General features: G+C 65.5%; 32 protein-coding genes. 25 read left to right on the top strand and 7 right to left on the bottom strand.

What is annotated here, in order from left to right:
• The first annotated feature begins 146 nt into the window (after window positions 1-146).
• From ABGB08_RS48155 to ABGB08_RS48135, 5 genes are read left to right on the top strand one after another with little or no spacing between them, the layout of a single operon-like run.
• Window positions 147-452: a hypothetical protein gene (locus tag ABGB08_RS48155; protein ID WP_347605174.1), complete on the top strand. Its 306-nt coding sequence runs from the start codon at window positions 147-149 to the stop codon at window positions 450-452.
• Entirely contained in the window at window positions 449-2,836 is a 2,388-nt protein-coding gene (locus ABGB08_RS48150) for an AMP-binding protein (RefSeq protein ID WP_347605171.1), read from the top strand. The genes ABGB08_RS48155 and ABGB08_RS48150 overlap by 4 nt, the downstream gene beginning before the upstream one ends.
• 14 nt (window positions 2,837-2,850) lie before the next feature.
• Window positions 2,851-3,177 carry a hypothetical protein gene (locus tag ABGB08_RS48145; protein ID WP_347605168.1) on the top strand — a complete coding sequence of 109 codons (327 nt, stop codon included), beginning with the start codon at window positions 2,851-2,853 and terminating at the stop codon, window positions 3,175-3,177.
• 28 nt (window positions 3,178-3,205) lie between these two features.
• Window positions 3,206-4,753 (top strand): FAD-dependent oxidoreductase, encoded by a 1,548-nt coding sequence (locus ABGB08_RS48140; protein WP_347605165.1) that lies wholly within the window; start codon window positions 3,206-3,208, stop codon window positions 4,751-4,753.
• Window positions 4,754-4,755: 2 nt separating this feature from the next.
• Window positions 4,756-5,751 carry an NADPH:quinone oxidoreductase family protein gene (locus ABGB08_RS48135; protein ID WP_347605162.1) on the top strand — a complete coding sequence of 332 codons (996 nt, stop codon included), beginning with the start codon at window positions 4,756-4,758 and terminating at the stop codon, window positions 5,749-5,751.
• A gap of 203 nt (window positions 5,752-5,954) precedes the next feature.
• On the opposite strand, the gene ABGB08_RS48130 is transcribed toward ABGB08_RS48135, so the two are convergent.
• From ABGB08_RS48130 to ABGB08_RS48120, 3 genes are all read right to left on the bottom strand, one after another.
• Window positions 5,955-6,536 (bottom strand): dihydrofolate reductase family protein, encoded by a 582-nt coding sequence (locus ABGB08_RS48130; protein ID WP_347605159.1) that lies wholly within the window; start codon window positions 6,534-6,536, stop codon window positions 5,955-5,957.
• A 66-nt stretch (window positions 6,537-6,602) separates the two neighbouring features.
• Entirely contained in the window at window positions 6,603-7,442 is an 840-nt protein-coding gene (locus tag ABGB08_RS48125) for a helix-turn-helix domain-containing protein (RefSeq protein ID WP_347605156.1), read from the bottom strand.
• 63 nt (window positions 7,443-7,505) lie between these two features.
• Window positions 7,506-7,847: a response regulator transcription factor gene (locus ABGB08_RS48120; RefSeq protein WP_347605153.1), complete on the bottom strand. Its 342-nt coding sequence runs from the start codon at window positions 7,845-7,847 to the stop codon at window positions 7,506-7,508.
• A 180-nt stretch (window positions 7,848-8,027) separates the two neighbouring features.
• On the opposite strand from ABGB08_RS48120, the gene ABGB08_RS48115 reads away from it, so the two are divergent.
• From ABGB08_RS48115 to ABGB08_RS48100, 4 genes are read left to right on the top strand one after another with little or no spacing between them, the layout of a single operon-like run.
• A complete protein-coding gene (locus ABGB08_RS48115) occupies window positions 8,028-8,975 on the top strand; it encodes a hypothetical protein (RefSeq protein WP_347605150.1) in 948 nt (315 codons plus the stop codon).
• On the top strand, window positions 8,972-9,544 hold the full coding sequence (locus ABGB08_RS48110) for an ATP-binding protein (RefSeq protein ID WP_347605147.1): 573 nt from the start codon (window positions 8,972-8,974) through the stop codon (window positions 9,542-9,544). Before ABGB08_RS48115 ends, ABGB08_RS48110 begins: the two co-directional genes overlap by 4 nt.
• A gap of 12 nt (window positions 9,545-9,556) precedes the next feature.
• On the top strand, window positions 9,557-10,315 hold the full coding sequence (locus ABGB08_RS48105) for a hypothetical protein (RefSeq protein WP_347605144.1): 759 nt from the start codon (window positions 9,557-9,559) through the stop codon (window positions 10,313-10,315).
• Window positions 10,210-11,004, top strand: a complete 795-nt coding sequence (locus ABGB08_RS48100; RefSeq protein WP_347605141.1) for an ASCH domain-containing protein — start codon at window positions 10,210-10,212, stop codon at window positions 11,002-11,004. The genes ABGB08_RS48105 and ABGB08_RS48100 overlap by 106 nt, the downstream gene beginning before the upstream one ends.
• On the opposite strand, the gene ABGB08_RS48095 is transcribed toward ABGB08_RS48100, so the two are convergent.
• Entirely contained in the window at window positions 10,935-11,426 is a 492-nt protein-coding gene (locus ABGB08_RS48095; RefSeq protein WP_347605138.1) for a GntR family transcriptional regulator, read from the bottom strand. The two genes, ABGB08_RS48100 and ABGB08_RS48095, sit on opposite strands and share 70 nt — an antisense overlap.
• Before the next feature lie 998 nt (window positions 11,427-12,424).
• Between ABGB08_RS48095 and ABGB08_RS48090 the strand changes: the two genes are divergently transcribed.
• Both ABGB08_RS48090 and ABGB08_RS48085 read left to right on the top strand, forming a co-directional pair.
• A complete protein-coding gene (locus tag ABGB08_RS48090) occupies window positions 12,425-12,943 on the top strand; it encodes a TIR domain-containing protein (protein WP_347605135.1) in 519 nt (172 codons plus the stop codon).
• On the top strand, window positions 12,940-13,806 hold the full coding sequence (locus tag ABGB08_RS48085) for a macro domain-containing protein (protein WP_347605132.1): 867 nt from the start codon (window positions 12,940-12,942) through the stop codon (window positions 13,804-13,806). The genes ABGB08_RS48090 and ABGB08_RS48085 overlap by 4 nt, the downstream gene beginning before the upstream one ends.
• 262 nt (window positions 13,807-14,068) lie before the next feature.
• On the opposite strand, the gene ABGB08_RS48080 is transcribed toward ABGB08_RS48085, so the two are convergent.
• From ABGB08_RS48080 to ABGB08_RS48070, 3 genes are read right to left on the bottom strand one after another with little or no spacing between them, the layout of a single operon-like run.
• Window positions 14,069-14,908, bottom strand: coding sequence for a GntR family transcriptional regulator (locus ABGB08_RS48080; RefSeq protein WP_347605129.1), 840 nt, complete (start codon window positions 14,906-14,908; stop codon window positions 14,069-14,071).
• Window positions 14,905-15,306 carry an ATP-binding protein gene (locus ABGB08_RS48075; RefSeq protein ID WP_347605126.1) on the bottom strand — a complete coding sequence of 134 codons (402 nt, stop codon included), beginning with the start codon at window positions 15,304-15,306 and terminating at the stop codon, window positions 14,905-14,907. Before ABGB08_RS48075 ends, ABGB08_RS48080 begins: the two co-directional genes overlap by 4 nt.
• On the bottom strand, window positions 15,303-15,578 hold the full coding sequence (locus ABGB08_RS48070; protein ID WP_347605123.1) for a hypothetical protein: 276 nt from the start codon (window positions 15,576-15,578) through the stop codon (window positions 15,303-15,305). The genes ABGB08_RS48075 and ABGB08_RS48070 overlap by 4 nt, the downstream gene beginning before the upstream one ends.
• 487 nt (window positions 15,579-16,065) lie before the next feature.
• On the opposite strand from ABGB08_RS48070, the gene ABGB08_RS48065 reads away from it, so the two are divergent.
• The 14 genes from ABGB08_RS48065 (at window position 16,066) to ABGB08_RS48000 (ending at window position 24,941) form a co-directional block, all read left to right on the top strand.
• On the top strand, window positions 16,066-17,388 hold the full coding sequence (locus tag ABGB08_RS48065; protein WP_347605120.1) for a helix-turn-helix transcriptional regulator: 1,323 nt from the start codon (window positions 16,066-16,068) through the stop codon (window positions 17,386-17,388).
• 650 nt (window positions 17,389-18,038) lie between these two features.
• On the top strand, window positions 18,039-18,482 hold the full coding sequence (locus ABGB08_RS48060; RefSeq protein ID WP_347605117.1) for an MFS transporter: 444 nt from the start codon (window positions 18,039-18,041) through the stop codon (window positions 18,480-18,482).
• A 705-nt stretch (window positions 18,483-19,187) separates the two neighbouring features.
• The gene (locus tag ABGB08_RS48055) at window positions 19,188-19,619 is read left to right on the top strand and encodes a hypothetical protein (RefSeq protein WP_347605114.1); all 432 of its coding nucleotides are present in this window, start codon (window positions 19,188-19,190) and stop codon (window positions 19,617-19,619) included.
• Window positions 19,620-19,689: 70 nt separating this feature from the next.
• Window positions 19,690-19,935: a hypothetical protein gene (locus ABGB08_RS48050; RefSeq protein ID WP_347605111.1), complete on the top strand. Its 246-nt coding sequence runs from the start codon at window positions 19,690-19,692 to the stop codon at window positions 19,933-19,935.
• Between the two features lie 35 nt (window positions 19,936-19,970).
• The gene (locus ABGB08_RS48045; RefSeq protein WP_347605108.1) at window positions 19,971-20,747 is read left to right on the top strand and encodes a PD-(D/E)XK nuclease family protein; all 777 of its coding nucleotides are present in this window, start codon (window positions 19,971-19,973) and stop codon (window positions 20,745-20,747) included.
• Window positions 20,748-20,755: 8 nt separating this feature from the next.
• On the top strand, window positions 20,756-21,520 hold the full coding sequence (locus tag ABGB08_RS48040) for a phage antirepressor KilAC domain-containing protein (protein WP_347605105.1): 765 nt from the start codon (window positions 20,756-20,758) through the stop codon (window positions 21,518-21,520).
• Between the two features lie 35 nt (window positions 21,521-21,555).
• Window positions 21,556-22,446: an AAA family ATPase gene (locus ABGB08_RS48035; RefSeq protein WP_347605102.1), complete on the top strand. Its 891-nt coding sequence runs from the start codon at window positions 21,556-21,558 to the stop codon at window positions 22,444-22,446.
• On the top strand, window positions 22,433-22,864 hold the full coding sequence (locus ABGB08_RS48030; RefSeq protein ID WP_347605099.1) for an endonuclease VII domain-containing protein: 432 nt from the start codon (window positions 22,433-22,435) through the stop codon (window positions 22,862-22,864). Before ABGB08_RS48035 ends, ABGB08_RS48030 begins: the two co-directional genes overlap by 14 nt.
• Entirely contained in the window at window positions 22,861-22,989 is a 129-nt protein-coding gene (locus tag ABGB08_RS48025; protein ID WP_347605096.1) for a hypothetical protein, read from the top strand. The genes ABGB08_RS48030 and ABGB08_RS48025 overlap by 4 nt, the downstream gene beginning before the upstream one ends.
• Window positions 22,990-23,203: 214 nt before the next feature.
• Window positions 23,204-23,839, top strand: coding sequence for a hypothetical protein (locus tag ABGB08_RS48020; RefSeq protein ID WP_347605093.1), 636 nt, complete (start codon window positions 23,204-23,206; stop codon window positions 23,837-23,839).
• 40 nt (window positions 23,840-23,879) lie between these two features.
• A complete protein-coding gene (locus ABGB08_RS48015) occupies window positions 23,880-24,272 on the top strand; it encodes a hypothetical protein (protein WP_347605090.1) in 393 nt (130 codons plus the stop codon).
• Window positions 24,272-24,415: a hypothetical protein gene (locus tag ABGB08_RS48010; protein WP_347605087.1), complete on the top strand. Its 144-nt coding sequence runs from the start codon at window positions 24,272-24,274 to the stop codon at window positions 24,413-24,415. Before ABGB08_RS48015 ends, ABGB08_RS48010 begins: the two co-directional genes overlap by 1 nt.
• On the top strand, window positions 24,412-24,735 hold the full coding sequence (locus ABGB08_RS48005; protein WP_347605085.1) for a hypothetical protein: 324 nt from the start codon (window positions 24,412-24,414) through the stop codon (window positions 24,733-24,735). Before ABGB08_RS48010 ends, ABGB08_RS48005 begins: the two co-directional genes overlap by 4 nt.
• Window positions 24,732-24,941, top strand: a complete 210-nt coding sequence (locus tag ABGB08_RS48000; RefSeq protein WP_347605082.1) for a hypothetical protein — start codon at window positions 24,732-24,734, stop codon at window positions 24,939-24,941. Before ABGB08_RS48005 ends, ABGB08_RS48000 begins: the two co-directional genes overlap by 4 nt.
• The last annotated feature ends 122 nt before the right edge of the window (window positions 24,942-25,063 follow it).

Raw genomic sequence — 25,063 nt, 5'->3', positions numbered from 1 at the left:
CAGACAGAACCTTGCCTAGTGACTATTCACTAGTCTACGGTTTGAAGTGACACAGCCGGTGATCCAGCCAACGGAGCAGATCTTGGCGACTTCCACAGCCTCGACGCTGACCGAGCGCGTCTGACCGCCGGACCCAGGAGGATTCCATGACTGATCTCGCGCATCCCATGTTCGGCTGGGACAACGACGCCGATGGCCTCATCATTGTGACGATCGACGATCCCGACGGGTCGACGAACCCGATGAACGGCCGATTCCGCCGCGAATTCCAGGCCTTGGTCCAGCATCTGCACGCCGAGCGCGGCCTGATCAGCGGCGTCGTCATCACCTCGGCGAAGGCGACGTTCTCCGCCGGTGGGGACCTGGATGAGCTCGCCGAACGCTACGGGGAGCGCTTCGCCCCGCCGACGTCGCTGGTAGAACTCGCCGGCAACGGGGGAGCCCTCCGATGAAGCTGGAGACGTACGCCGAGAAGTTCCGGACCGCCGACCTGAGCCGCACTGACGACGGTGTGTTGACCGTCCGACTGCACTATCGCGAGGGCCCTCTCATGTGGACCGCTCTGGCCCACCGCGAGTTCCCCCAGTTGCTGGACGCCGTGCACTCCGACGAGGCTAATCGGGTGGTCATCCTCACTGGCACCGGCGAGGCGTTCATCCGTACGCCCGAAGGCTACGGCGAGGTCTACCGCAGTGGGAAGGTCACACCGTCGGGCTGGGAGCGAGGCATAGGCGAGGCCACCCGGATGCTCTATGGGATGGTCGATCTGGGCATCCCGGTGATCGCCGCGGTGAACGGGCCGGTCACCGGGCACTCCGAACTGGTCCTGCTCTGCGACCTTGTCCTCTGCACCGGAGAAACCTACTTCCAGGACGCGGCCCACCTGATGGGCGGACTCGTTCCCGGCGATGGGACGCAGGTGCTGTGGCCCATGGTCCTCGGCCCCGTGCGTGCCCGGCACTTCCTCCTCACAGGGGAACGGCTCTCCGCCCCCGAGGCCCTTGCGCTAGGTGTCGTCGGCGAGGTCGTACCCCAGGCGCGGCTCCTGCCTCGTGCCACCGAGATCGCTCGCGGGCTCGCGGCCGCTGACCCGCTCGTGCTCCGCCACACCCGCCAGTTGTTGCAGCGCCCGATCCGGCGGGCCCTCGACGAGGACCTGCTGCCTGGACTGGGAATCGAGGCCTACGTCTCGATTTCCCGGTTCCCCCAGTTCGCCCCCCCGAAAACTGAATTCCCGAACGAAGAGGACGCGGAGGTCCAGTTGGACGTTGAGCGTGTTGGAGACCTGACAGCGGTCGCGGCGCAACGGTGGAGCGGACGGGAGTACGCCAGGTTCGAGAATCTGTCGCTGACCTTCGCCGACCTGCACCGCTGGTCCGACGCCGTCGCGGCCGACCTCGTCGCCCACGGTGTGGGGCCAGGTGACCGCGTGATGATGTTGCTGGTCAACCGGCTGGAGGTGGTCGCGGTCGCCGCCGCCGCCTGGCGGATCGGCGCGATCGCCGTCCCCGTCGTGGCGATCTACCGCAAGCACGAACTGGACGACATCGTGCGCGACTCGCGGCCAGCCGCGGTGGTGACGACCGCTCGTCTGGGCGAGCGGCGGCTCGCTGAGGAAGTGGACTCCTGCCTTGCCGACGCCGGTGTCACGCCGGCCGTTCGCTATCTCGCCGATTCGGACGAGCCGGTCGCCGGCTGGTCGATCCTGCCCGGGCTCGACGCCGAGCCGGATCGCTCCGTCGCCCTGCCCGAGCCCTCCCCAGGCGAAGACGAGTGCCTGCGGCTTTACACCTCCGGCTCCACTTCCAGCCCGAAAGGTGTGCGGCTCAACTCGCACGCGGTGATCTTCGGTGGCCGCCAGTTCCACGACCGGCTGGGCGTCGACGAGACGCATGTGGGTCTCGCGCTCGCGCCGGTCACGCACATCGCCGGCATGCTTGCCGCCGGCCTGGTGCCCCTGACCTGCGGGGCGAGCGTGGTCATCCTGCCGCGCTGGGAGGTCAAGAGGGCTGTGCAGGTCATCCACGACCACCGGGTGACATGGTCGCTCGGTGCCGCGGTGTTCCTCAAGGATCTGGTCGAAGAGTACGCGCGCCGACGCGACGAGGGCTTGCACGTGCTGCGCTACTACGTCAGCGGCGGAGCGAACACCGCGCCGGAGCTCATCGAGCGGGCCGACGCGCTCGGCATGTGGGCCGCGCGCACCTACGGGATGACCGAGGCTGCCGGGGTCGTGACGCTGGCCCCTCGAGACGCGCCGCTGGAGCGCCTGGCTCAGTGGGACGGCCAACTGGCCGACAACGCAGAGGTCAAGATCCTTGACGACATGGGCCGGCCCATACCACTCGAGACCGAGGGCAACATCTGGATCCGGAGTGCTCAGCTGCTGCTCGGCTACACCGACCCGGCGCTCAACCGCGCCCAGTTCGACAAGGAGGGCTGGTTCGATCCAGGGGATCGCGGAATGGTGACGGCCGACCGGTGGATGCGGATCACCGGGCGGACCAAAGACATCATCAACCGCGGCGGGGAGAAGTTCTCCAGCGCCGATATCGAGCACGTCTTGCACCGCCACCCCCACGTCGAGGCCGCGGCGGTCATAGGCGTACCCGATGAACGGCTGGGCGAGACGGTCTGTGCCTTCGTCGTCGGACGTCCCGGCTACCCGCCGCCGACGCCCGAGGAACTCGCCGCATTCATGATCGGGCAAGACATGGCCCGCGCCAAGGTGCCCACCGAATGGCACATCGTCGACCAGCTTCCCCGGACAGCCAGCGGCAAGCTCCAGAAGCACCTGCTGCGGGCGGCCCGGGACGGCGCCGACCTGCCCGAGTGAGGAGAGCCACGATCATGGACGTGGCCAGGGACGACGTGCTGCAGCCGATCCTACGGATGACCGGCAAGCTCGGCCGCATCGTCCTGTGCAGCCTCGCCGCCGCCGGCCCACAGCCGCTGACGCTGAACCTCTTCGACGTCACCATGCGCGAGAAGCAGATCGTCGGGTCACTCTCCGACTCGGCCAACCCCAACGAGGAGATCCCCCGCCTCCTCGGGCTCTACCAGGACGGGTACCTCGACCTTGATACCCAGGTCAGCCGGCTCCAGGACATCAATGCCGGTTTCCGTGACCTGAAGGACGGACGCAACCTGCGCGGCGTCGTCCTCTGCCAGTCCTGACCCCATGTTGCGACCGAAGGGATCATTCATGACGACGTCCGAACCCGATGTGATCATCGTGGGAGCGGGCCTTGGCGGCCTCATCTGCGGCGCCCTGCTGGCCAAGATGGAGGGCAGGAGGGTGCTCGTGCTCGAGCGCAATCCAGACATCGGCGGCAAGATCATGTCGTACGGATCCTTGCACCGCCCGGACATGACAGAGGAGGCGTACCGCACCAGCCTCGCCGCCTGCGGGCATTCGAAGATCGTCTACTCCGACCCGGACTTCTCCAGCATCGTCGACAAACACGGCCTCTTCAGGAACTGGATTGTCGACACCGGCTGGCACCAGATGTCGGTCGGGCCGCGCAACCGGTTCGCCCAGCTGGCCACGGCGCTTGGCAAGAAGATCAACATCTCCCCGACCGTGGGATTCCTCTACTTCGAGGACGGGCGGTTCAAGCAGCTGAGCGAGATCGTCGTCGGCTGGCCGAAGGAGTCGCAGGAGGAGCGACGCCGGGTCGCCCAGCACACCTCGCGGATCTCGCGGGAGCAGTCGCACGAGTATGACCACGTCGACTACCAGTCGTTCCTCGAGTCGATCACCTCCGATCGCCGAGTCATCGACTACTACGGACTGATGGGGTGCTACTCCGCCGGGCTGAACGACCCGGCCACCGTATCGGCAGGCGAGATCATCCGCGTCAACAACATGAACAACATGGCCGGTACGCACTTCCAGCGGGGCGGAGGTGGCGGCGTCGTCACCGGAGGGTTCAAGAACGTCGCCACCACCTTCGCCGAGGTGATCGTTGAAAACGGCGGCGAGATCCGCACCAGCAGCCCCGTCCGCGAAATCCTCATCGAGGCGAACACCGCCGTGGGCGTCCGGTTCAAGCCGGACAACGGGCCCGAGCAAGAGCTGCGAGCCCCGATCATCATCAACAACGTCCCTGCCCGGCACCTTGGCCGGGTGCTGCCGGACAAGTACTGGCCCCTGGACTTCCGGCAACGGATCAAGACACAGTTCCCGCTGGCCGGCCTGCTCGGCTTCATCGGGCTGAGCGAGCCCATCGAGACCGGTGACGGACGAGCGGGGGACTTCAGCATCCGGCGGTTGCCCGGCACCGAGAACCTCGGCGTGATCGGCGGCGCGTCGATCTTCTCCTTCGAGCAGACTAGCGAGGCCGACCCGACCCGGGCTCCAGCAGGGAAATGCCTGCTCAACACCTGGATCTCGCTGTACCCGGAGAACCCCTTCGGGGCGGCGGAGATCAACAACGACGCGCTCATCGCAGCGCTCATCGAGCGGATCTACGCCTTCTTCCGAGCGCAGTACCCCCAGTGGGACGACGTCTATGAGTGGGGCTACTTCACCCGTGCCAAGGACATGTACGGTCTGTCGATCTCGCCAGGTCAGCTCGGCGACAGGCGGCTGCCCGTCAAGCACCCCACCCTGCACAACCTGTTCCACGCCGGCGACACGACCGCTCAGTGGGGCATCGCCACGGACGGCGTGGGGCACGGCGCCACGCTCACTGTCAGCGCGGTGACCGGCAAGGACTACACGCAGCTCCTGGCGCCCTGGGGGCGCTGACCGTGCGAGCGTACGTCGTACGCCACGATGATCACGGACGCTCGTCGCGGTGGGAAGAGGTGCCCGACCCGTCCCCGTCCGCCGAGGGCGTGATCGTGCGTGTCCGCGCGGCCGCGCTGGCGTGGAGCGACGTCCTCCAGATGGAGGGCACCTACGCCGGCGCGGTACCGGACACGCCGTTCGTCTGTGGTCACGAGTTCGCCGGCGAGGTGGTGGCCGCCGGGAGCGAAGCAGGCTACGCACTGGGCGATCGGGTGTTCGGGTTCCTGCCCAGCCCCGCGGCGTTCGCCGAGTACGTCGCAGCGCCCGCGCGGTGCGTGCGCCGCACTCCGGACGAGCTGGCTGACACGGACGCGGCAGCGTTCACGACCTCCTTCCTGACCGCGGACGCCGCCATGGTCACCGTTGGAGGGCTCACGCCCGGGCGGTCGCTCCTGGTGCATGCGGCCGCAGGCGGCGTGGGCCGAAGTGCCCTGCAACTGGCCCGCGCCTACGGCACCGAACTGATCCTGGCCACGGCCGGCAGTCCTTCGCGCCGGACAGCGGCCGAGGCGTCGGGGGCCATGGCGACGGCCGACTACGACGACTTCCCCGACCTCGTCCTGGAGCACACCCGTGGACGCGGAGTAGACGTCGTGCTGGAGTCGGTCGGTGGCGACGTCTTCGACCTGAGCGCCCGGGTGCTCGCTCCATTGGGACGGCTGGTCACCATCGGGGCGTCGTCCGGCACACCGCCGCGGCGGCTGAAGCTGCCGCTCCTTTGGCAACGCTCGATCAGCGTGTGCGGTATCCACATCGCCCGGTTGCTCGGGGATCACCCCGAGGTGCTGCAACCGTCGTGGAAACGTCTGCTCAGCCTGCTTCCCGCAGGCCGGATCAGACCAGAGGTCGGCCTTACGGTGAGTCCGGCCGACCTGGCGCAAGGTATCGAGGCGCTTCGCGGCCGGACCGTTGACGGCCGTGTCGTGATCGACTTCACGGGGGGAGTTCCGGTGTGAACGATGTGGAAGCGCGTCGGCGAGCCGCAGGTCGGCTCGCCGAGGCGGTGCGTGCTGTGAACGCCGCGGTGGTGCTCACCGAGGCGTCCACCGACGAGCTGGATGCGGTGTGATCGGACCGCTATCGGTGCCGGATCGGACGTCTGGTCGCGATCGTCAGCCCGCCAGCAGTGCGAGCTTCTTCGCGTACCCGCTCAGATCGGTCATCGGCGCACCCGATAGCGCAAGTGAAGCACCCGGTTGCCCTGAATCACCACGTCAGGATCCTCCAACAGGTGCTGCGCGTGGACCGACCCGAAGTAGCGTTTGCCGGACCCGAACACGACGGGTACGACGTCCATGCGCACTTCGTCGATCAGGCCCGCGGCAAGCACCTGGCCGCCGACGTCGCCGGCGGCGACCTCGACCATGCGGTCACCCGCAAGCTCCTGCGCCTTGGCCACGGCTGCCTCGACGCCGTCGACGAAGTGAAACGGCGCCTCGGGGTCCCAGCCCTCGGGCATCGGCCGGTGCGACACGACGACCACGTGGTCGACCCCGCCCGGAGGCTTCCCGTCCCAGCCGTCCGTCATGTCGAAGACGTGGCGGCCGGCGATTGTCGCTCCGATCTGGTCCCAGTACGGCCGGGTGTAGTCGTAGGACGTCTGCGACACCTTCAACACGCCGCTCTCGTCCAACGGGACGTCACCGCCGGTCAGCCAGTCGAACAGTGGTCCGGGCTGGTCGTTCTCGTCCGCGATGAAGCCGTCTACCGACACCGAGCTGTACATGACTACCTTGCCCACGGGCTCTCCTCTGCTTTGGGGTGGCCCCAAAATTAGCGTGTCGTGAGCTGTCGCTCTTGTAAGAAATCAATCGGCCGGCAGCGGCCAGCTGTCCAGCACGTCGCCGGGATGTTCGCGCAGGAATCGCTGCCGGACTTCGGCGTACCGGGTCGGCGTGAGCCCGGTGAACGCCCGGAACTCGTGGCCGAAGTGGGCCTGGTCGAAGTAGCCTGCGCCAACGGCGACGTCGCCCCAGTCGATCGGTCCGGCGAAGTTGATCGAGAGCACGGTGGTGGCGAAGCGGTGGGCGCGGGCCAGCCGCTTCGGCGTGACGCCGATGAGCTCCTTGAACCGGCGTGCCAGATGAGTGCTGCTGACACCGGCTGCCTCGCTCAGGTCGCCGATCGCCACCGCCCCGCTGGTCGCCGCGATGACGCTGCTCGTGTGGCGGACCAGCCCGAGGCCGGCGGTCTCGCACAGCCGTCGCATTAGCTCCTCCTCGAGCAGCGTCAGCATCTCGTGCGGTTCGTCCGCCGTGGCCAGCCGGTCCCGCAGCTCAGCGATGGCGGGCCGGCCCCAAACCTGCTCTATTGTCACGGGCCGGTCGCACAGCTCGGCCGCGGGCATCGGCAGAAACGGCGCCAGCCCCCACGGCTTGAAGTGCACGCCGACGGACCGGGTCCGGAGTGGGTAGCCGAAGTCCCACGCGCGGGTGGGCGTGGTGACCACGCAGCCATCGGCGTACTCGGTCGTCTCGATGTCGGTGCCGCCGCGGATGCGGAACGGCGCCCCGAGGTTGACGATGAGCAGCGGCGCCGGCGCCGGCGGCAGCGTCAGCAGGGCGTACGGCGGCGCACCCTCCAGGTAGTAGAGGTCGTCGATCAGCCCGTCCAGCGGCGGTCGCGGCACTCTGGACACGTACTCCACGCGTCACAGCATCGCCGATGCACGGGCGGGCCGCCAAGTCGCCTCCGGACCTGGGGTCTCCTCTCAGTCGCGCTTGACCAGGCGAAAGGCGGAGTCCACCAAACCGAGCCTGTGGGCGACGACCGCGGCCTGGATGCGGTTGCGCAGGCGCAGCTTCTCCATGGCGGTGGACACGTGGGACTTCACCGTCGTCAAGCCGACGTGGAGGCGATCGGCGATCTCGGCATTGGACAGGCCCATGCCGATCAGGGCCAGCACCTCGAGCTCCCTCCGGGTGAGCCCGGAGGGAACGGGGGAGCGGACGGGTCGCCGCTCGGCGGCGAGTGCGCGTTCGACGACGCGGCGCAGTACGGAGGGGGCCAGCAGCGGCTCGCCCGCGGCGGCCTTGCGTACGGCGTCGACCATGCGTTCGGCCTCGTCGTCCTTGACCAGGAAGCCGATGGCCCCGGCGCGGAGCGCGGCGTAGATGCCACCCGACCCGAGGGGGCGGGGCGGGAGCCCCGTGGACTCGGACTCCTTCCCATGTGGGCTTTCCCTGGGCGCAGGAATGGGCTTTTTCTGGGCATGGTATGGGAGGCTGGGGTCATGACCCCTTCCGAGATCCCCCTCCCCGACCTGGAGGAGAGCCCGCTCCTGGAGCTCGCCGAGGAGATGCGGGCGATCGTGCGGTACGGACTGCCGGTCCGCGCCGACCGCGCAGGCCCGCACCTGCTGGCGCTGCCCGCCGTCCGGGCGCGGGCACTGGACACCAGCGACCGGGCCAGCCTCGCCAGGGCGCTGGACGCGGCGCTCCGCGAGGAACTGGACCGCATGGATCACGAGCTCGCGAGGGCGGCCCGGTTGCTGTACGGCGCCGATCCGTCGACGTCGGGCGCGAAGCTGACCACCCGCCGCGAGGCGGCGGCTCAGGCCGCCGGGTACGAGTTGCACCACTTCCGCAAGCGGATCGAACCGAAGATCTGGGACCTGGTCTGCCACCAGCTCGGCCGTGCCAGCGACGCCACCCGGCCGGTCGCCCCCGGCCTGCAGCCCGCCCACGGCCCGCTGGTGCTCCCAGCCGACGTGTTCGCCTGGGAAGCCGTCGAGCACCAGCAGTCCCTGGCCACCCTGTGGGGCGCGGTCTATCTGCTGCGCGCCGGACTGCTCAGTGTCGCCGCGCTGGTGAGCATGGACGCCGACCAGCCCACCCTGCAGGTGGCGGCCGCGACGGCATTGTGGCGGCACGCCCTGGTGCTGCACGCGGCGGCTCAGTACCGGGCTGCCTACGGCCAGGTGCTGCTGCACACCGCACAAGATGTCGGCCCGGCTCTCGGCCCGGCGCAGATCGCCGCCTCGGCCGGCTGGACCCCAGACCTGTCACCCGCGCAGGAGTTGCTGCTGGTCGAGTTCGCCGATCCCGAGGCGGGCCTGGCCGACTTCCTCGCCGTCCTGGTTGCCGCCCAGGGAGGCCCGCGACTCATCGCGACTTGGCGGCAGGCACTAACCGGCCACACCGGTGAAGACCACCACTCTGATCAGGAAGTACAGGCATGAGTCTCGACCAGCTCCTCGACCCTTCCACCCCACCCCGCCGGTACGTCGTCACCGGCGGCCCGTCCGCGGGGAAAGAGGCGGTCATCGCCGAACTCCACTACCGGGGCATCCCGGCAACCGAGGGCGAACCGGCCAGAGAGATCTACCGCAAGCACCGCGACCGGCTCGGCCGCCACCTTCAGGTCGGCGATCGCCGCGCCTACTCCCGCGACGTGCTGGAGGCCTTCGTCGCCGAGTACTGCGACCACGCCTTCGGCCTGCGGTTCTACAACCGGGGCATCCCCGACGGGTACGGCTGGGACGCCTTCTTCGGGCTCGGGCCCTACCCCGACCTCGAGGAGGCCAGCAGGGTCTACCGGTACGACGCGGTGTTCGTCCTGGACCCCCTCGACGACTTCGATTCGGAGGACGACCTGGTGTGGGCCCGGGAGCGGGAGATCCGCCGGGTCCACGAGCTGATCATCCAGGGCTACTACGACGCCGGCTACCGGCCCATCTTCGTGCCCGCCGACGAGGCCTCCCGCCGCGTCGAGTTCATCCTCGCCCAGCTCCCCATCCCCACCCTCTAACCGGGAGATGCCGTGCACGACCGTGACCGCATGGAGATCATCAGCCCGAACAACGTGCTGGCCAACGCCATGCTCCGCTCGGTGGACATGGTCCGCCCCCGCCTGCAGGCGATGGGGCCCGACTGGGTGGCGTTCTGCGTCGGCACCCAGGTCAACGGCGCCCCGCACTTGGGTACCTCGCTGGTGCAGACGGCGGCGTTCCTGCTGGCCAAGCAGACCAAGCGGGCCTTCGGTGTCGACACCGTGGTCCGGTTCGGCGCGCTGGACAACGCGCCGTACGACATCCGGCTCGACCCCGAGACCCACCATGCCTACCAGCAGACCTACTTCCACGCCCTCGGCGGCGATGGGATCGAGGACCTGGTCGGCAAGTACTACCGCGCCATGTTCGACTCCCTCGCCGACGCCACCGGCGTTGACTACGAGGTCGAGACCTACTCCGACCAGCAGGCCTCACCGGCGTTCCGGCACGAGTTCCTGGCCACCCTTGGACGCCTGGACCAGATCCGGTGGCCGCTCGCGCCCTCCCAGGCCAGGTGCACCTGCGGTTCCCGTGCCCGGAGTGCGGGTGGGCGGAGAAGCGAGCCGAGCGCACCCAGCTCCTGCGAGCAGGGTCGGGCGGCGCGGACTTCACCGCGGTCTGCACCGACCACGGAAGCTACGAGGTGGCGGTCACCGCCGACACCACCACCTACCTGGACCTGGCCACCCTCTACCGCAACCTGGTCAAGGAACGCCTGGCCGCCCGCGACCACGTCACCCTCAGCGTGATGGTGAAGGGCGGCGACTGGGCGTTCGGCTGCCAGCTCGTCGATGAAGCCTTCGCCCAGCTCCCCGGCCTCACCCCGCCTCCGAGGATCTTCACCCCGATGGTGCTCACCGACACGGGCGCCAAGCTGTCGAAATCCCTGATCAGGGAGGGGAAGGTCGCCCCGCCGCCCGGGGCGCACTCGTGGATGCTGGACGTCACCGCCTGGGAGGGCGACACCGACTCCTACGTCGACGCCCTGGTCTGGCTGGTCAGCAAGATGATCGGCGACCCGAAGCACTTCTACCGGTCCTACACCACCGCTGAACTGGACAAACTGATGGCCACACGCCCTGCCAGCGCTCCGGGCCTGCGGGCCCGTGAGATGAACCTCTACCGCCGCTACTTCGACCTGGTCGCCGACGGCTCCAAGACGATCGAGGTCCGGGTGCAGTACCCCAACCTGCGCAGGCTCGCCGCCGGCGACTACATCCGCTTCGTGTGCGGGCGGGACGACGCCCTGACCAGGGTGAAGCGGGTCGCCCGGTACGGCTCGTTCGAGGAGCTGCTGGACACCGAAGGGCCCAAGAAGGTGAACCCGGCCAGCCCCCGCGACCAGCAGCTCGCCAACATCCGCCGCATCTACGGCCCGGAGAAGGAGGCCCTGGGCGTGCTGGCCATCGAGATCGAGCTGGTCACCCCGCCCTTGTAGAACCTCCGGCGCGGGCCACCGCTCCGGCCGCGCCGCGAAACTCGCCCGTCCGCGACCGTGTACACCCATCCCGCCCCGCGCAGCATGCCAACCGCACGCCGCGCGGTCTCCACCGAGACGCCGTAACGCGCGACAAGCGCCAGCCGAGTAGGAATAGGCCGATCAGGCGCAATCCCGCCGTCCTGGATCTGATCGGCGATCTCGCGGGCGACCCTCAAATACAGAGGCCGCACGTCCGAACCGGTCGCCGTGCCCCTCAGCCCCACGATCGTTCCCGCCCCGGCGGCGGTGTGGGCCAGCCCGCATTCGCGCAACTCCCGATGCGCCGACCGTGCGGTCGCCCGCGCGACGCCGAACACACCACTGAGTTCGTCTTCGCTGGGCACCTTCTCCCCAGGGACCAAGTCCCCGTTCTTGATCATCACGGCAAGGATGCGGATCTGATCCATGCGGATCTGTCGGGCGCGCACCTGTTCCGCGCGGATCTGTCTGGCGCGAACCTGACCGATATCACAGGCAAGACGCTGGACCAGATCCGGGAGAAGGCCATCACCGATGACGCCACCCGGTTCTGACAGGCCCGTCGAGCATTGCCGAATTGTTCTTATAGGAGGTCAAGGCGGCCCGCCTGCGGCGTGCCGCGCGTTGGGCGGTCGCGGGCCGCGCTGCGGCTCTTCGGACGGTCGCGCCCCGCGCTGCCTGACGCCCTGCTACAGGACAAACTCTCCAGCAAGGGCCTCAGCGCGTGTGTGCAGGGGGGAGATAAGAAACTAGCTCATTTGATATGCGATCTGTCTCAATAATACTCAATTCGGGGACATCTCCCCATTCCGTCCCGCCGTCATCGACGGTACCAGCCACATGGAAATGGCAGTGCGGAATGCTCTGACGGGAGGTAACTCCATTGTTTTGCCATACAGAAATCCCGTCCGGGTCATAAGTCCTCGCGATAGCCTTTGCCGCGCGGCGTAAGGCATCCATCATTTCCGCATCCTCGGCAGGATCGAGGTCGAGGAGAGTGGGTCGATGGGCAATTGGAATCACGAGTAGATGGCCCTTCCCTCTCTGCTCCCGCGTTACAAGTATCGCGACTAGAATCCCCGTCTCCAGGATTGTGTATGGCCTACTTCCCGTTAGGTATTCACAGAATGCACACGTCTGATCGTCCGGCATGATGATTGGCATAGTCTGATTCTGTCACCTCGATCTTAAATTTGCATCATGATCAAGCCTCCTGGCTCGATGATACAGCCCAAATCGGACATACGGTGAACTGTACGGACATTGCGACCGTCTCCCTCTTAAAACATGCCATACCGGTATCCTGGCTGTACGTAGGTGGTGGCCTAAGGTGTAGAGTTCATCTCTGGCAAACAGGGCTGCGTCTTACTGGCTTCCAGTACACATGAGGGGTTTATTAATGCCGTACAGAAACAAGACATACGTAGCGTTCGATAGCGAAGACATTCGCTTCTATCGAATTATGCAGGCGTGGCGCGCTAACGAAAAGATCGACTTCGATTTCTTTAATGCTCACGAGCTCAACACGGCCCGCGATACGAGTGAACCGGCAACCATTCGACGGCGCTTGCGTGAGCGTCTGAATAATACCAAGCAAGTAGTAGCTCTGGTAAGCGAGACCAGCGGGGCGAAGTCGGAACGGTCTGCTAGCTTTCTCTACTACGAGATCGAGACGATCGTAACTCTCGGACTGCCAGTTGTGTTCGCCAACTTGAACGGGGCGCGGAGCGTTCAAACCGCTAAGCTCCCAAGGGCGCTGCTCGAGCAGTACACCGTCAGTGTGTCTTTTCAGTCAAAGATTATCAAGCATGCCTTGGATAACTACGTGGATGACTTCGCGAAGAACCTAACTTCTCGAACTCCGAAAAAGGGCCCGTGCGTTTACGGGGAGAGCACGTACAAGGATCTTGATCTGTGAATAGACAGCTCTTCAAGAGGGCAATTACTTCAGGTAGAACCATAAAAGCTTGGCTGGTCTCTACGCTCGCTGTTCTTGGAGGGCTGTCCGGGCTAGCTGGACTGCTTGACGCCCTGTTCCCTGACATATTCGAGCCTAAGGGTTGGTTCTACCTCCTCGTAGTGGTGCTCGTTTCCATAGCGTGGGGGACGTTTCAGGCTTGGCCCCGTTCTGAATACAGTAGGTACTTTCCAGTTCTTGATACGACTATCTCAATCACGGTTGGGAATCTATTTGACCAGGCGGGTCATTTGGTCATCGGCATGAGCGACACGTTTGACACCGATGTGCCGAAGGTAATAAAAGACCACAGTGTGCAGGGCCAGCTTCTAGGTCGAGAATACCAAGGAGACATTGCCCGTCTTGATCGCGAGATCGCTCAGGCGCTCAAGGGTGTACAGCCAGTCGCAGTAGAGTCCGTCCAAAATAAACCACGTGGCAAACGCAAGAGATATCCTCTCGGCAGTGTTTTGGTGCTTGGCACCGTACAGCGAAGGTATTTCTGCTGCGCATATAGTGTGATGAGCAATAACTGTGTCGCGCAAGCTACCGCTGAAGGAATATGGACTTCTCTTGCCCGCACGTGGGAAGTGGTACGAGAAGCGGCGCAGCACGATCCTGTATCTATTCCTATTGTAGGATCTGGTCTTGCTCGCCTCTCGGGACAACTATCTCGCACGGATCTAATACGCTTGATCCTGCTCTCCTTTCTTGTGGCTTCGAGACAGCGAATTGTAACCAGGCAACTCCATATCGTTATTCATCCGACAGATGCATTGGAAATCGATTTGCGACAGATGGAGGAGATCCTTTCCTCCTATTAGTTTCGTTTTTCGAAGTAATGAGTGTCGGTCGTAGGTGATCAAGGCGGCCCGCTACGTGGCCCGCACGGGCGGCAAACGCCGCCCTCCCCGCCGGGCATGCGGCCTGACGGCCGGTCCCGGCGGGAGCGGCAGCCGCCCGTCATCCGTCACGGGAGCTCGCATCAAGATCATTTGAAGGTCCCGCGGAAGCCTTCAAGATCAACTGAAGGCAGGCGCTGCGCCGGCGGTCGAGTGCCGGGATCGGACCCACCGTCCCCGACCCTCAACCCAGCAGACCCCCCGCCGCAAAAACACGGGGACCCGCGCCTCGCCCAGCTGTGGCCTTCTCCCACGCCTCCCGCGCGGGCCATCGTTCCGGCCGCGCCACGAAACGCGGACGGCCCGCCACCGTGTACACCCACCCCGCCCAGCACAGCATGCCAACCGCGCGCCGGGCGGTCTCCACCGAGACGCCGTATCGCGCCACGAGCGCCTGCCGAGTCGGGATGGGCCGATCAGGCGCAATCCGGCCGTCCTGGATCTGATCGGCGATCTCACGGGCGATCCTCAAATACATAGGCCGCACGTCCGAACCGGTCTCAGCTTCCCCCACCCTGACGATCGTTCCTGCGCCGCCAACAGTGTGAGCCAGCCCGCGTTCCCGCAACTCCCGATGCGCCGACCGTGCGGTCCCCCGCGCCACGCCAAACACGCCACTGAGTTCGTCTTCGCTGGGAATCTTCTCCCCGGGAGCCAATTCCCCGTTCTTGATCAACGCGGCCAGGATGTCCGCGATCTGCCGGTACAACGGGATCGGGCCTGCCCGATCCAGCGCAACAGGCGTCAGGCCAGCATGCCTGCCCTCAGCCACCACGGGACGGCCTCCGACGATACGAATGAGCCCTTGCCGTTTCAGTTCGTGTTGCACGAGGGCGGCGATACCCCTGTCGATCCCATACGTGCGGCTCAGCTCCCACAGGCGCGGAAACCGATCGCCAGGGGCCAGCTCACCACCACGGATCCTGGCGACCAGGATCCCGGTCACCTCCCGGCATCGAGACTCGGCGACAGATTCGGGAACGGATCCGGGGACGGATCCGGTCCGGCGGTCATCGCCGCTCATACAGCGACCTCAAACCACACGGTCCGGCCTGACCCGGCTTCATCCCAGCCCCAGCCACGCGAGATCTGCTCCACCAGCCGCAGACCACGCCCACCGGCGGACAGCAGCCCCTCACCGTCCCGGACCTGCGGCTTGTTCGCATCGGACCCCTGGTCATTGACCTCCACCCGCACGACCCGGTCATCGCAGCCGATGACCACCACCGCCAGCCGCCCGCCCTGCCCCGAATCGCTGTGCGTCACCGCGTTCCCGACTAGTTCCGATACCAGCAGCAGCACATCCGCCGCCTCATCGACGCCCGCCCGCTCGAGCACCCCCCGCACAAAGGCCCGCGCCCGCACCACCGACACGGCTGCACCGGGCAACTCGACAACCCCCAGCACCCCCAGGCCCGTCACCGCGACACCGCCCGCAGAATCGTCCCCACCGGATCCTGACCCTGCGCCCACACCGTGTAGACACCCACGGTGTACTGCCAGCCCGCGCCCTCCTTACGCATCCGCACCCGCACCACCCCGGAAACACCCCCCGGCATCTCCAGAACGGCGGGCTCCCGCACCTGCCCAGACAACCGCAGCGTGCACGACACACCCCGCCCGTCCAGAGCGAACGCCAGATCGGTCAGATACGCGAACCGCTCATGCCGCATCCGTTCACGCAGCGACGCCACACCAACGGCAGACCGCCGATCCACCCGACCGTTTCCCCGTCTGCGACGGCCACGCCGCCCCCTAAACTCGTTCACGGTTCGCACCTCCACGTGCGATCAAGGGTCCGTCTGGTCGTTCGCAGCGCCAGCCGGACCCGCCCCCTTTTCCCGGGGCCGATGACTTGTCGTGTGCAATAGTTGAAGTCGCCCAGGGTGCCCGGCAAGCCACTCACTGTGGTCGCGATGGCCACGCCGTGACCACAACCCGCAACGGGCGTCATTCAGGCGGGTGCGGTCTCTCCCTCGACCCGGAAGCGTCCGAAGCCCAGACCGGTAGGTGCCCAGACCGGCAGGCCACCCCGTGTGGACATCATGACCACACGATGACCACGATCACCAAGGAGCCGACAGCCCTTCCTGTGGTGCAATGGTGGAGTCGCTCGGGTATTTGGCACGTCACGTGGTGTGGTCATCCGGACCGCGCCGTAGCCACGACCACGAGGAAGAGATGACCACAGGATCGCCGCCCCACCGCAACGCATTCCCCTCTCACCTACTCGGCTACGCGCTCCGATGGTGGCGGGAGGTCCGTCAGCTGTCATTGCGTGAGGCGGCCGAGGCCATCCCCATGGACCACTCACACCTCGCCAAGCTGGAACGCGGGGAGCGGCCGACACCCTCCCACGTGGTACCCCACCTCGATCGCCTGTACAAAGCCAATGGTCAGCTGGTGGCCTTCCACACCGCCATCGCGCAACTCGACCAGTCCCGAGGGAGCACGCCCGAGCAGGGATTCCCTTTCACGGCAAAGGATGAGGACATGGAACGCCGACGCCTCTTGCAGATAGCCGCCGCGAGCGCCGGACTCGGAGCGCTCGGCGTCGCAGGCGAACCGGTACGCCAGCTTCTCGACCTCTCGGTCAGCAGCCAGCACCGCAGCGTCGAAGACTGGGAACTCGCCTGCGCCGATCATCTGCACGCGATCAACACTTGGCCCCCCGCCCGCGTACACGATGATCTTCTCGTCGACCTGCTGGCGATGCAGCGGCAACTGAACACCACCGATACCGCCCACGCCGTCGAACTGCACCGCGTCACCGCCGTGCTCGCGGCCTTCCAAGCCAGCGTTCTGGTACGCCTCGGGGAACCGGGTTCGGCGCTGCGCTGGTACCGCACCGCTCGCAACGCCGCCGACCTCTCCGGCGACCTCGATCTCCGCTTGAGAGTCCGCGCCCACGAAGCCGAGCACAGCTCAAATGGCCTGCATGATGCGGCCACAACTCTGCGCTTGATCGAAAGTGCCCAGCAAATCGCGGGTGCGACCGCGCGGCCATCGGTCGGTCAGGCATCACTCATCCGCGCCAAGGCCAAGACATTGGCGCTACTCGGCCGCCACGACGAGGCCCGCCGCACGCTGCAAACCCTTCTCGATCTCGTGGCGACCAATCAACTCCCCATCGTGCTCGGATTCTGGGAACCATCGGACGTACGCGTCCACGTGACCGCAAGTCAGGTGCTCTCCGCTGCGGGCGACGAAGCCGGAGCCAGCCACGCCCAAGAACACGTACTCGCAAGCAACCCCGCCGGTTACCACGTCCCCGTCAACATGCGCCTGCACGCTGCCCTATGCACCGTGGTCAACGGCGGTATCGACGAAGGAATCCAGCAAGCGGCGACGGCCGTCGACTCATTGCCGAAGACCTACCGCAACGGAATGGTCATGGAGACCGCGCGACGCGTCCTGCACGCCGTACCCCTCCCACAGCGGGAGCGACCAGCAGTCGGCGAGTTCCGCGAGGTGCTGGCCATCGCTCCCGGCACCAGGGCCTGAACCGCCGCAAGACTCAGGAATACACCGCCACTCTCAACGACAGCAGGGTTCCCGCCGTAACCCCTGCACCCGCCGCCCGATCATCCGGGGTCAGGCGGAACCCATCAAGCGCGGCTGCACAGGCAGGACAACCGGTAACGGTGGAAGGTCACCGGCGAAGGGACACGCGAAGCCGCGCTTGACAGAACCCGCCTGAAAGGCCCCGGACCCAGGCAGCTATCGGGAGCAGGCAGCAGTGTGGCGCAAGCCACCACACGCCAGCGCGCGAGGGTCGAGCCCTCGGACGCCAATGAGCGAATCGACGCACGAGGGTGCCCCCGCCGCCTGGACACCCGGGTTGGGCAAGTCATCTCGGCACCAGCCCCCGGCAACGACGTACACTCTCATTTGAGATCGGCCGCGTGAACAGGCAATACGCCCGCCGCATCTGGCCCGTGTGTGGCCCGCGAATAGTGAGCCACAGCGGCTACCAATGGGTACCAGTGAGACACCCCATCCACCAGCCAGACGGCATATCCGCAGGCCAGGCCCATGATCATGCCTTTCACCAGGGCTGTTTGGACCCGCCCCAAATGGCTTGTCTCCATGGGTGGGAGTTCTACGGTGATCATTGAATGTTTGCAAGGGGGTGGTGGTGAGAGGTTGATGGTGTGAGTAGTCCACCCGCTGGGCGGCAGGATGCGTACGAGCCGGGGCAGGATCCCCGGCGGTGGCGGGCGCTGACGGTCTGCCTGGTGGCGGGGTTCATGACATTGCTGGATATCAGCATCGTCAATGTGGCGTTGCCATCCATTCAGGCGACCTTGCATGCCTCGGACAGCGCGCTGCAGTGGGTGTTGTCGGGGTATGCGCTCACGTTCGGTCTGACCCTGGTCCCGGCGGGAAGGCTGGGGGACGCGCGTAGCAGGCGGGCTGTGTTCATGACGGGAGTGGCGCTGTTCACGCTGACCAGCGCGGCGGCGGGGGCGGCGCAGCACGAGTGGTGGCTGGTGGTCGCGCGGCTGGTGCAGGGAGTGGCGGGCGGGATCATGATGCCGCAGGTATCGGGTATTGGGTTCTCCAAGAGCCCGACGATCAGTGTAAGCGCATCCTGAGCCCCTACGCGACCAGGGGCCGGAGCCGCGAAGCTGAAACATGAGATTGACATGAGATTGGTAGCGGCGTACTGTCTGTCTCGTCGCCACGGAGGGGCGGTCACGAGAGTGGCACACCCGGACGGCGGCGGAGGGTGGACGGCCAAACATGAGTATGGTAGTATAGTTCTCAGCACGAACCGCCGGGGACCGGTAAGACGGCCCGGAGCAGCCAGAAGTTGACAGGCAAACATGAGTCTGGTAGCTTCTAGGTAGCACGAAGCGCACCACCGCCGAATGGCCCGAAAGGTCAGGAAGCAGAGTGGGAACGCGCACGACAATTGACAGTAGTAACGTGGGCACCGTCGCCAGAAGAACGGTCCGGAGCTGGGTAGCTAAGCATAGAGCGACCCGTCCAGCTTCGTGAGGTGGAGATATAAAGACGGCTGTCATTCGCCGCGCCCCAGTCATCAAGGTTCCGTGAAAACCATTCCGAAAACCGGATTACCGGCTCTGGGTTGGAACCTGCATGCTTCGACAGTTCCTGAGCACACGAGCACCCCCAAATGCACGTGAGTTGATGATGTTGTCGAACTAACTCAATAACAAAGGAAGATCCATATGTGTATTAGATCCCCATTAGCTGGATTACACGTAAGAATCTTTGTCGGGGAAGGGTGCGCAGATGTGGGCGCGCTCGTGATGACCTCGGGAGCGTGAATCCAGATGGCTAACCAGCGTATGGACCCGCTGGAACTCAGAAAGATGCTAGAGGCCGGTAAGGGTTACAGGGAGATTGCTGAACACTTCAACGTGACGGTAGGCGGGGTTCAGCAAGCCGTTGAACGGCTCGGCCGACAGAAGAAGAACCTCAGGCACGACAAGTTCATCCCCTGGACACTGGCCAAGGAGCATGGACAGACCGGGCCGGTCACCAGCCTGCGCAACTTGAGCAAAGTCGCACAAGGGCAGCCAATCCCGCTCACGAAGCTCAACTCTGCGCTCCGCTGGGCGACGCGCCTTCAGGAGGCGCACTTGGACATCGACTACTCCAGGGACGATGGCTTCTTCGAGAAGCCCGCCGACGAGACCAACTGGCACATTCAGATGGTCATCGAAGACGTGCGTAGCGCCCTGAGTAGTCCGCCATCCACCTGACGGGAATAGCGACCCCGCCCATATGGGGGTCGCTATTTCTTAACCCTTCATACATGAGTTTGGAAACTGAATGATAGGTCCGAAAGACCTCCTCGAACTCAACGCCCCCGAAGTCATCGTGGACAAGGAGGGCGTCATGGTGGAGCGCTCCAATGGCTCCGAAGGCGTGTACTACGAGATCGTCGCCGAGCGCCAAGTCGAAGTAACGGTCGCGGATGTGGTTGCTGGCCTCCAGCTCCTTCCGCAGGAAGCGCTGCTGCGTGACGCCTTCGGCGACAAACAGGTCATCTGCATCAACTTCTGGAGAGCTGCCTGAAGCCTTCCACACATACATGAGATTGGTAGCTGTGATTGGCCAGAACATCGGTATCCAGACTCACCAGCATCGCTCGGTGCGGCACGGCCTACGAGCTGGAGCGCGTACAGCGCGTGCCGTCCCTCCCGGCCGGATGGCTCGCCCAGGGAACGGCCATCCACGAGGCCGCTGACGCCTGGGAGAAGTCCGGCCGGCTCATGCCCATCCCCGACGCCCAGGAGGTCTTCAGGACCACCTGGATCGCCGAACTGGCCGAGGCCGACGCGGTGGAACCCGACCGCACCAAATGGCTCGTCGGCGGACGCAAGAAGGTAGTCAATGACCTGCGCGACCGCTACAACGGCGGCCTGGACCAGGTGGCCACCTACATCAACTACAACCTGGAAGACACCAGCCTCGCGCCGTACGTCATGCCCGATGGAACGATCGCCGCCGAAGTCGGCTTCGAGATCGAGTTCCGGGACATCGCAGTCCTGGGCTACATCGACGTGATCATGGAAGACACCCGCACGGGTGAACTGATCGTGCGGGACATCAAGAGCGGGGCCAAAGTCCCCGCCGTGCCCTTCCAGCTCATCGTCTACCGCAAGGCCCTGGCCGAGCTGGGGATCGAAGCGCGCTGGGGCGACTTCTTCATGACCCGCGACGGCAAGCCCACACGGCCGATCGACCTCACCACCCTCGACGAGAAGTGGATCGAGGAGTGGTTCGTCCGCCAGGTCCGCCTTGCCGAGCAAGGACTGTTCCTGCCCAACCCCGGTGACGCGTGCAGAACCTGCGGCGTCGCCCCCCACTGCCCCGTCCTGAGGTAAGGAGCTACATGAACAACGAGATCGAGATCTTCACCGACGTCCGGATCATCACGGAGGACGACACCTTCGTGCTCGTCGCCACGGACGTTGCCAAGGTGTGGAACTACTCCACGCCTGGTCACCTTCTGCGACTTCTGGACGACTCTGAGATTCAGATCCGCGAAGTGGATGTCAACCTCAGCGATGGCCGTAAGCAGCGGCGCAAGGTCCAGGTCATCACGGAGAAGGGCCTCAACCGGCTCGTCTCCACCCTTCGTCGGCCCGAGCTGAAGGAGTGGCAGGACAAGCTCTACGGCGAGATCATCCCGACCTACAACCGGACCGGGATGGCCATCGACACCGATCGGGTGGACCTGAGCGACCCGGAGACCGTGCTCAGCCTCGCGGCCAGAGCGGGCGAGCTGGCCTCGAAGTACAAGGCCGAACGGGACCTGGCCGAGGAGAAGGTCGTCGAGCTGACGCCGAAGGCGGACCGCTACGACCACTTCATGAACACCGACGAGACCAAGAGCATCCGTGAGGTCGCTCGCATGCTCCGTCCGTACGGCGTCCGCGAGCGAGTCTTCATTGAAGACATCCTGCGCGAGGACTGGGGCTGGATCGACAAGGTGGGCACCGCCGCCAAGGTCTACGCCATCGATCGCGGCTACCTGTCCAACAAGGTCGTGTACAAGCCGACCGGCGACACCATCACGCAGGGCCGCTTCACCAAGAAGGGGATCGACCGGGCCTTCCACAAGCTGGGCCTGGGCAGCCCGAAGGCCGCCGCCTGATGCTTCCTTCTTTCTACGAGGGACCGGGGGGCTGAGTGCTCCTGCTGTCGCATGCCAAGCGGAAGGCTAAGGACGCAGGCGCCCCTATCCCCGTCGTCTGGAAGTCGCTCGCCGCCGCAACAGCCCACTTCCGTAGGTCGCAAGTCGCCATGGTGGCCGCCGCCCCCGGCGTCGGCAAGAGCGCATTCACCTTGAACCTGGCGATCCGTTCGGGCGCCCATGGCATTTACATGTCCGCCGACAGCGACGAGGTCACCCAGGCGATCCGCGCCGCAGCCATCTTGACCGGCGACCGCGTCCAGGACATCGAGGCGGCCTACAAGGCCGGCAAGGGCGCGAAGTACGACAAGGCCCTGCACGAATTCACGAGGGTCTGGTTCGACTTCGATGCCGCGCCGTCCTTGTCGCAGATTGAAGAGGAGGTGATGGCCTATGCCTACATGTACGGCCGGTGGCCCGAGCTGCTTGTCCTGGACAACCTCGCCAACGTCTTCGACGAGTCGGGCGGGGAGGGCTTCACCGTCCTGGAAGCCACCATGTCCTTCTTGGTGGATATGGCCCGCAAGACGGAGGCCGCCGTCGTCGTGCTGCACCATGTGGTCGGCGAGGCCGAGTCGGGAGATCAGGCGCTCAAACTCAAGGACATCCGAGGCAAGATCACCAAGCTTCAGACCCTTGTGCTCGGCCTGGCCTACACCGAAACCTTCACGCCCAACGGTCGCGCCCTCGGCGTCTACATCCTGAAGAACCGATCAGGTAAGGCGTCGGGTGCTGGTGACCTGTACGTCGAGCTGGAGGCCGATCTGGACCGGATGCTCATCTACGACATGGATGGCCCAGCAAGAGGTGAGCTGCCGCCCGATGTATGGGAGACCGAGACCGAGGCCGAGGGAGACCAGGAGCGTTTCTACCATGAAGCGCTGTGAGCGCTGCGGGCTGAACCGCCAGGAGCGGTTCTACACCGGCCCGCGAGGACGCATCTGCACGACCTGTCAGAAGAAGTCCCGAAGCGACGCCCACCACCGACGCCGCGTAGGCAAGACGTACGGCTTGGAGATAGGCGAGTACGACGCCCTGTTCATCGCCCAGAACGGGGCTTGCGCCATCTGCGAAGGCACCAGGCGTCAACGCCTGAGCGTGGACCACGACCACCGCGATGGAGTTGTGCGAGGGCTCCTGTGCCGGATGTGCAACAGCCGCCTTCTCACCGCCGCTCGGGACCGGCCTGAGGTCTTACGGGCCGCAGCCGCGTATCTGGAGAGCCCTCCCGCGATTGAGATCATCGGCCGGCGCTACGCGGCGGAAGAGGCCAACAACAACCGACGACAGAGGAGGAAGCGATGAGCAAGCTCCGTACCTCCAAGCCCCCGACCGACCTGAAGCGGCCTGCCCCCAAGGACGCCCGCCCCGGCAACGCGGCGGTCATGGCCGCGCTGGAGAAGGCCCTTTCCGCACGCCGTGATACATGAGATTGGTAGCCCGTGGATCTCCCGATCACGCCGCTCCTGCAGCACTTCGGCGCGAGCGTCCCCCACGTGGAGCAGGGCGGGCGCTGGAAGTCGATGAAGTGCCCGTTCCACGACGACACCCAGGCGTCCGCGAGCGTCCGCTACGACGCGTTCAAATGCCAGGCGTGCCCGGCATACGGCAGCGCCTACACCCTGCTAGGGAGGGTTGACCTAGATGAAGGCGATAGTCCCGAGTCTGTCCTCCAGGAGGTTTACGGAGCTGGCCAGCAAGGCGTACGCCGACCAGCTCGACCACGAGGCTTTGGCGTATCTGATGGGACCAGATCGCCTGCTGAGCGCGGAGGCCATCGAAGCCCACCGGCTCGGCGTCGTCCGTTCACCTGAGCCCGGCCATGAGGTCGTGCGCAACTACCTGTCCATCCCGTACCTCACCCCGGACGGGGAGTGCATCAGCATCCGCTTCCGGAGGCTGGGCGACGGCGACGGCCCGAAATACCGCTCGATGGCGGGAGACCCGCCGCGACTGTACGGGACCGAAGCGCTTCAGCGAGGCACCCGGAACATCTGCCTCACCGAAGGCGAGTTTGACCGGATCATCGCCAACCAGTGCGGCCTCCCGGCCGTGGGATGTCCTGGAGTCCAGGCGTGGGAACCCGTCTGGGCCCGGCTGCTGGTCCAGTTCGACGCCGTCTATGTCCTGCATGACGACGACGACCCCGGCCGCGAGCTGGTCGCCAAGGTCGCGAACGGGCTGGACAACGTCAGGCCGATCCCGATGACCGGGGGCGATGTCACATCTTTCTTCGGAACCCATGGCAGAGATGACCTCCGAGCCAAGCTCGGTGCCTGACCTTTTCTATGCCCTCATACATGAGATTGGTAGTTCGTTCATGACCAGCGAAGAACTCGCAGACGAAGTGATGGCGGCAGTCCTGGCAGTCCAGGGCCGCATCCTCGGCGTCGGCCAGGAGCAGTACTCCCAGGGCGACCAGCAGAAGTTCGAGTGGATGTCGATCAAGGAGATCGTCCAGTACGCCCGGGAGGAAGTAGAGGACGGCATCGCCTACAACGTGATGCTCCGCTGGAAGCTCAACCGCCTGGACGCGGCAATCGACGCGGCCTTCGTCGGATACGCCACCCCGCCCGCGCCGGCCGAGAAGCCGGAGCAGGCCCGGATGGTCGTCACGCCGCCGCCCATGCAGCAGCAGCCCACCCCCATCCATGACGCCGCCTGGGCCGCCTTCGTGCCCCAGGCCATCACCCACCCCCCGAGGAACTTCTGATGCTGATCAAGCACATCCAGCAGGCAGCCGACGACGCCTGGATGGCCTTCGTCGAGCTGACCGCCAGCGGCTTCAACAGCGAAGAAGCCATCAGGCTCGTCCCCGTCACCCTGCTCAACGCAGAACGCAGGGAGGGCAAGTGAAGCTGACCGGCGAATGGGAGCTGGACCCCGAGGAACTGGCAGGGCTGTTCGCTGCCAAGGGCTGGGTCTACCTCACCCAAGACGGCCTGATCATCCCCAACGCCAACTACATCGAGAACATGCTCGCCGGCCTGGTGAACGAAGCCCTGAACACCAAGCGGGATGAGGTCCAGGGCAGCCGCTTCATGATCTTCAAGGACCCCGAGCTTCCGAACTCGTACGACCTCTGGTTGAACGTGGGCTTCATCTGGGACGACGACAAATTGACCGAGGACGAGAAGGCCATTCTGGCCGCCGATGACGACGAGGACGACCGGTGAACGGCCTGCTTCTCAGATCCCGCTACGCCGCACTCAAGCGCCACAAGACGCGCCAGGCCAACGGCCTGTGGTGCGAGCCGGGATGCAGCTTCCACCGCGCAGCCAAGCTCACCGCCGAGGAGATCTGGGCCAAGGAGACCGGCAACTGGACCTTCACGTACTGCGCGAACGTAGATCAGATGGTGAAAGAGGGACTGTGGGACTAAGAGCTCAGCCTGAAATAACGCCTCAGGCTGGCTCGACCGTGATCTTCGATGTGGTAGCCGGGTGGATGGTGTAGTTCCAGTCCGGGCGGAACGCGTGCCGAGTGATCCTGGTCGTCTCCAAA

The organism is Acrocarpospora sp. B8E8, assembly GCF_039871605.1.
In the GTDB taxonomy this organism is placed as follows: Bacteria; Actinomycetota; Actinomycetes; order Streptosporangiales; family Streptosporangiaceae; genus Acrocarpospora; species Acrocarpospora macrocephala.
This window is presented reverse-complemented; position numbering and strand designations above follow the sequence as displayed.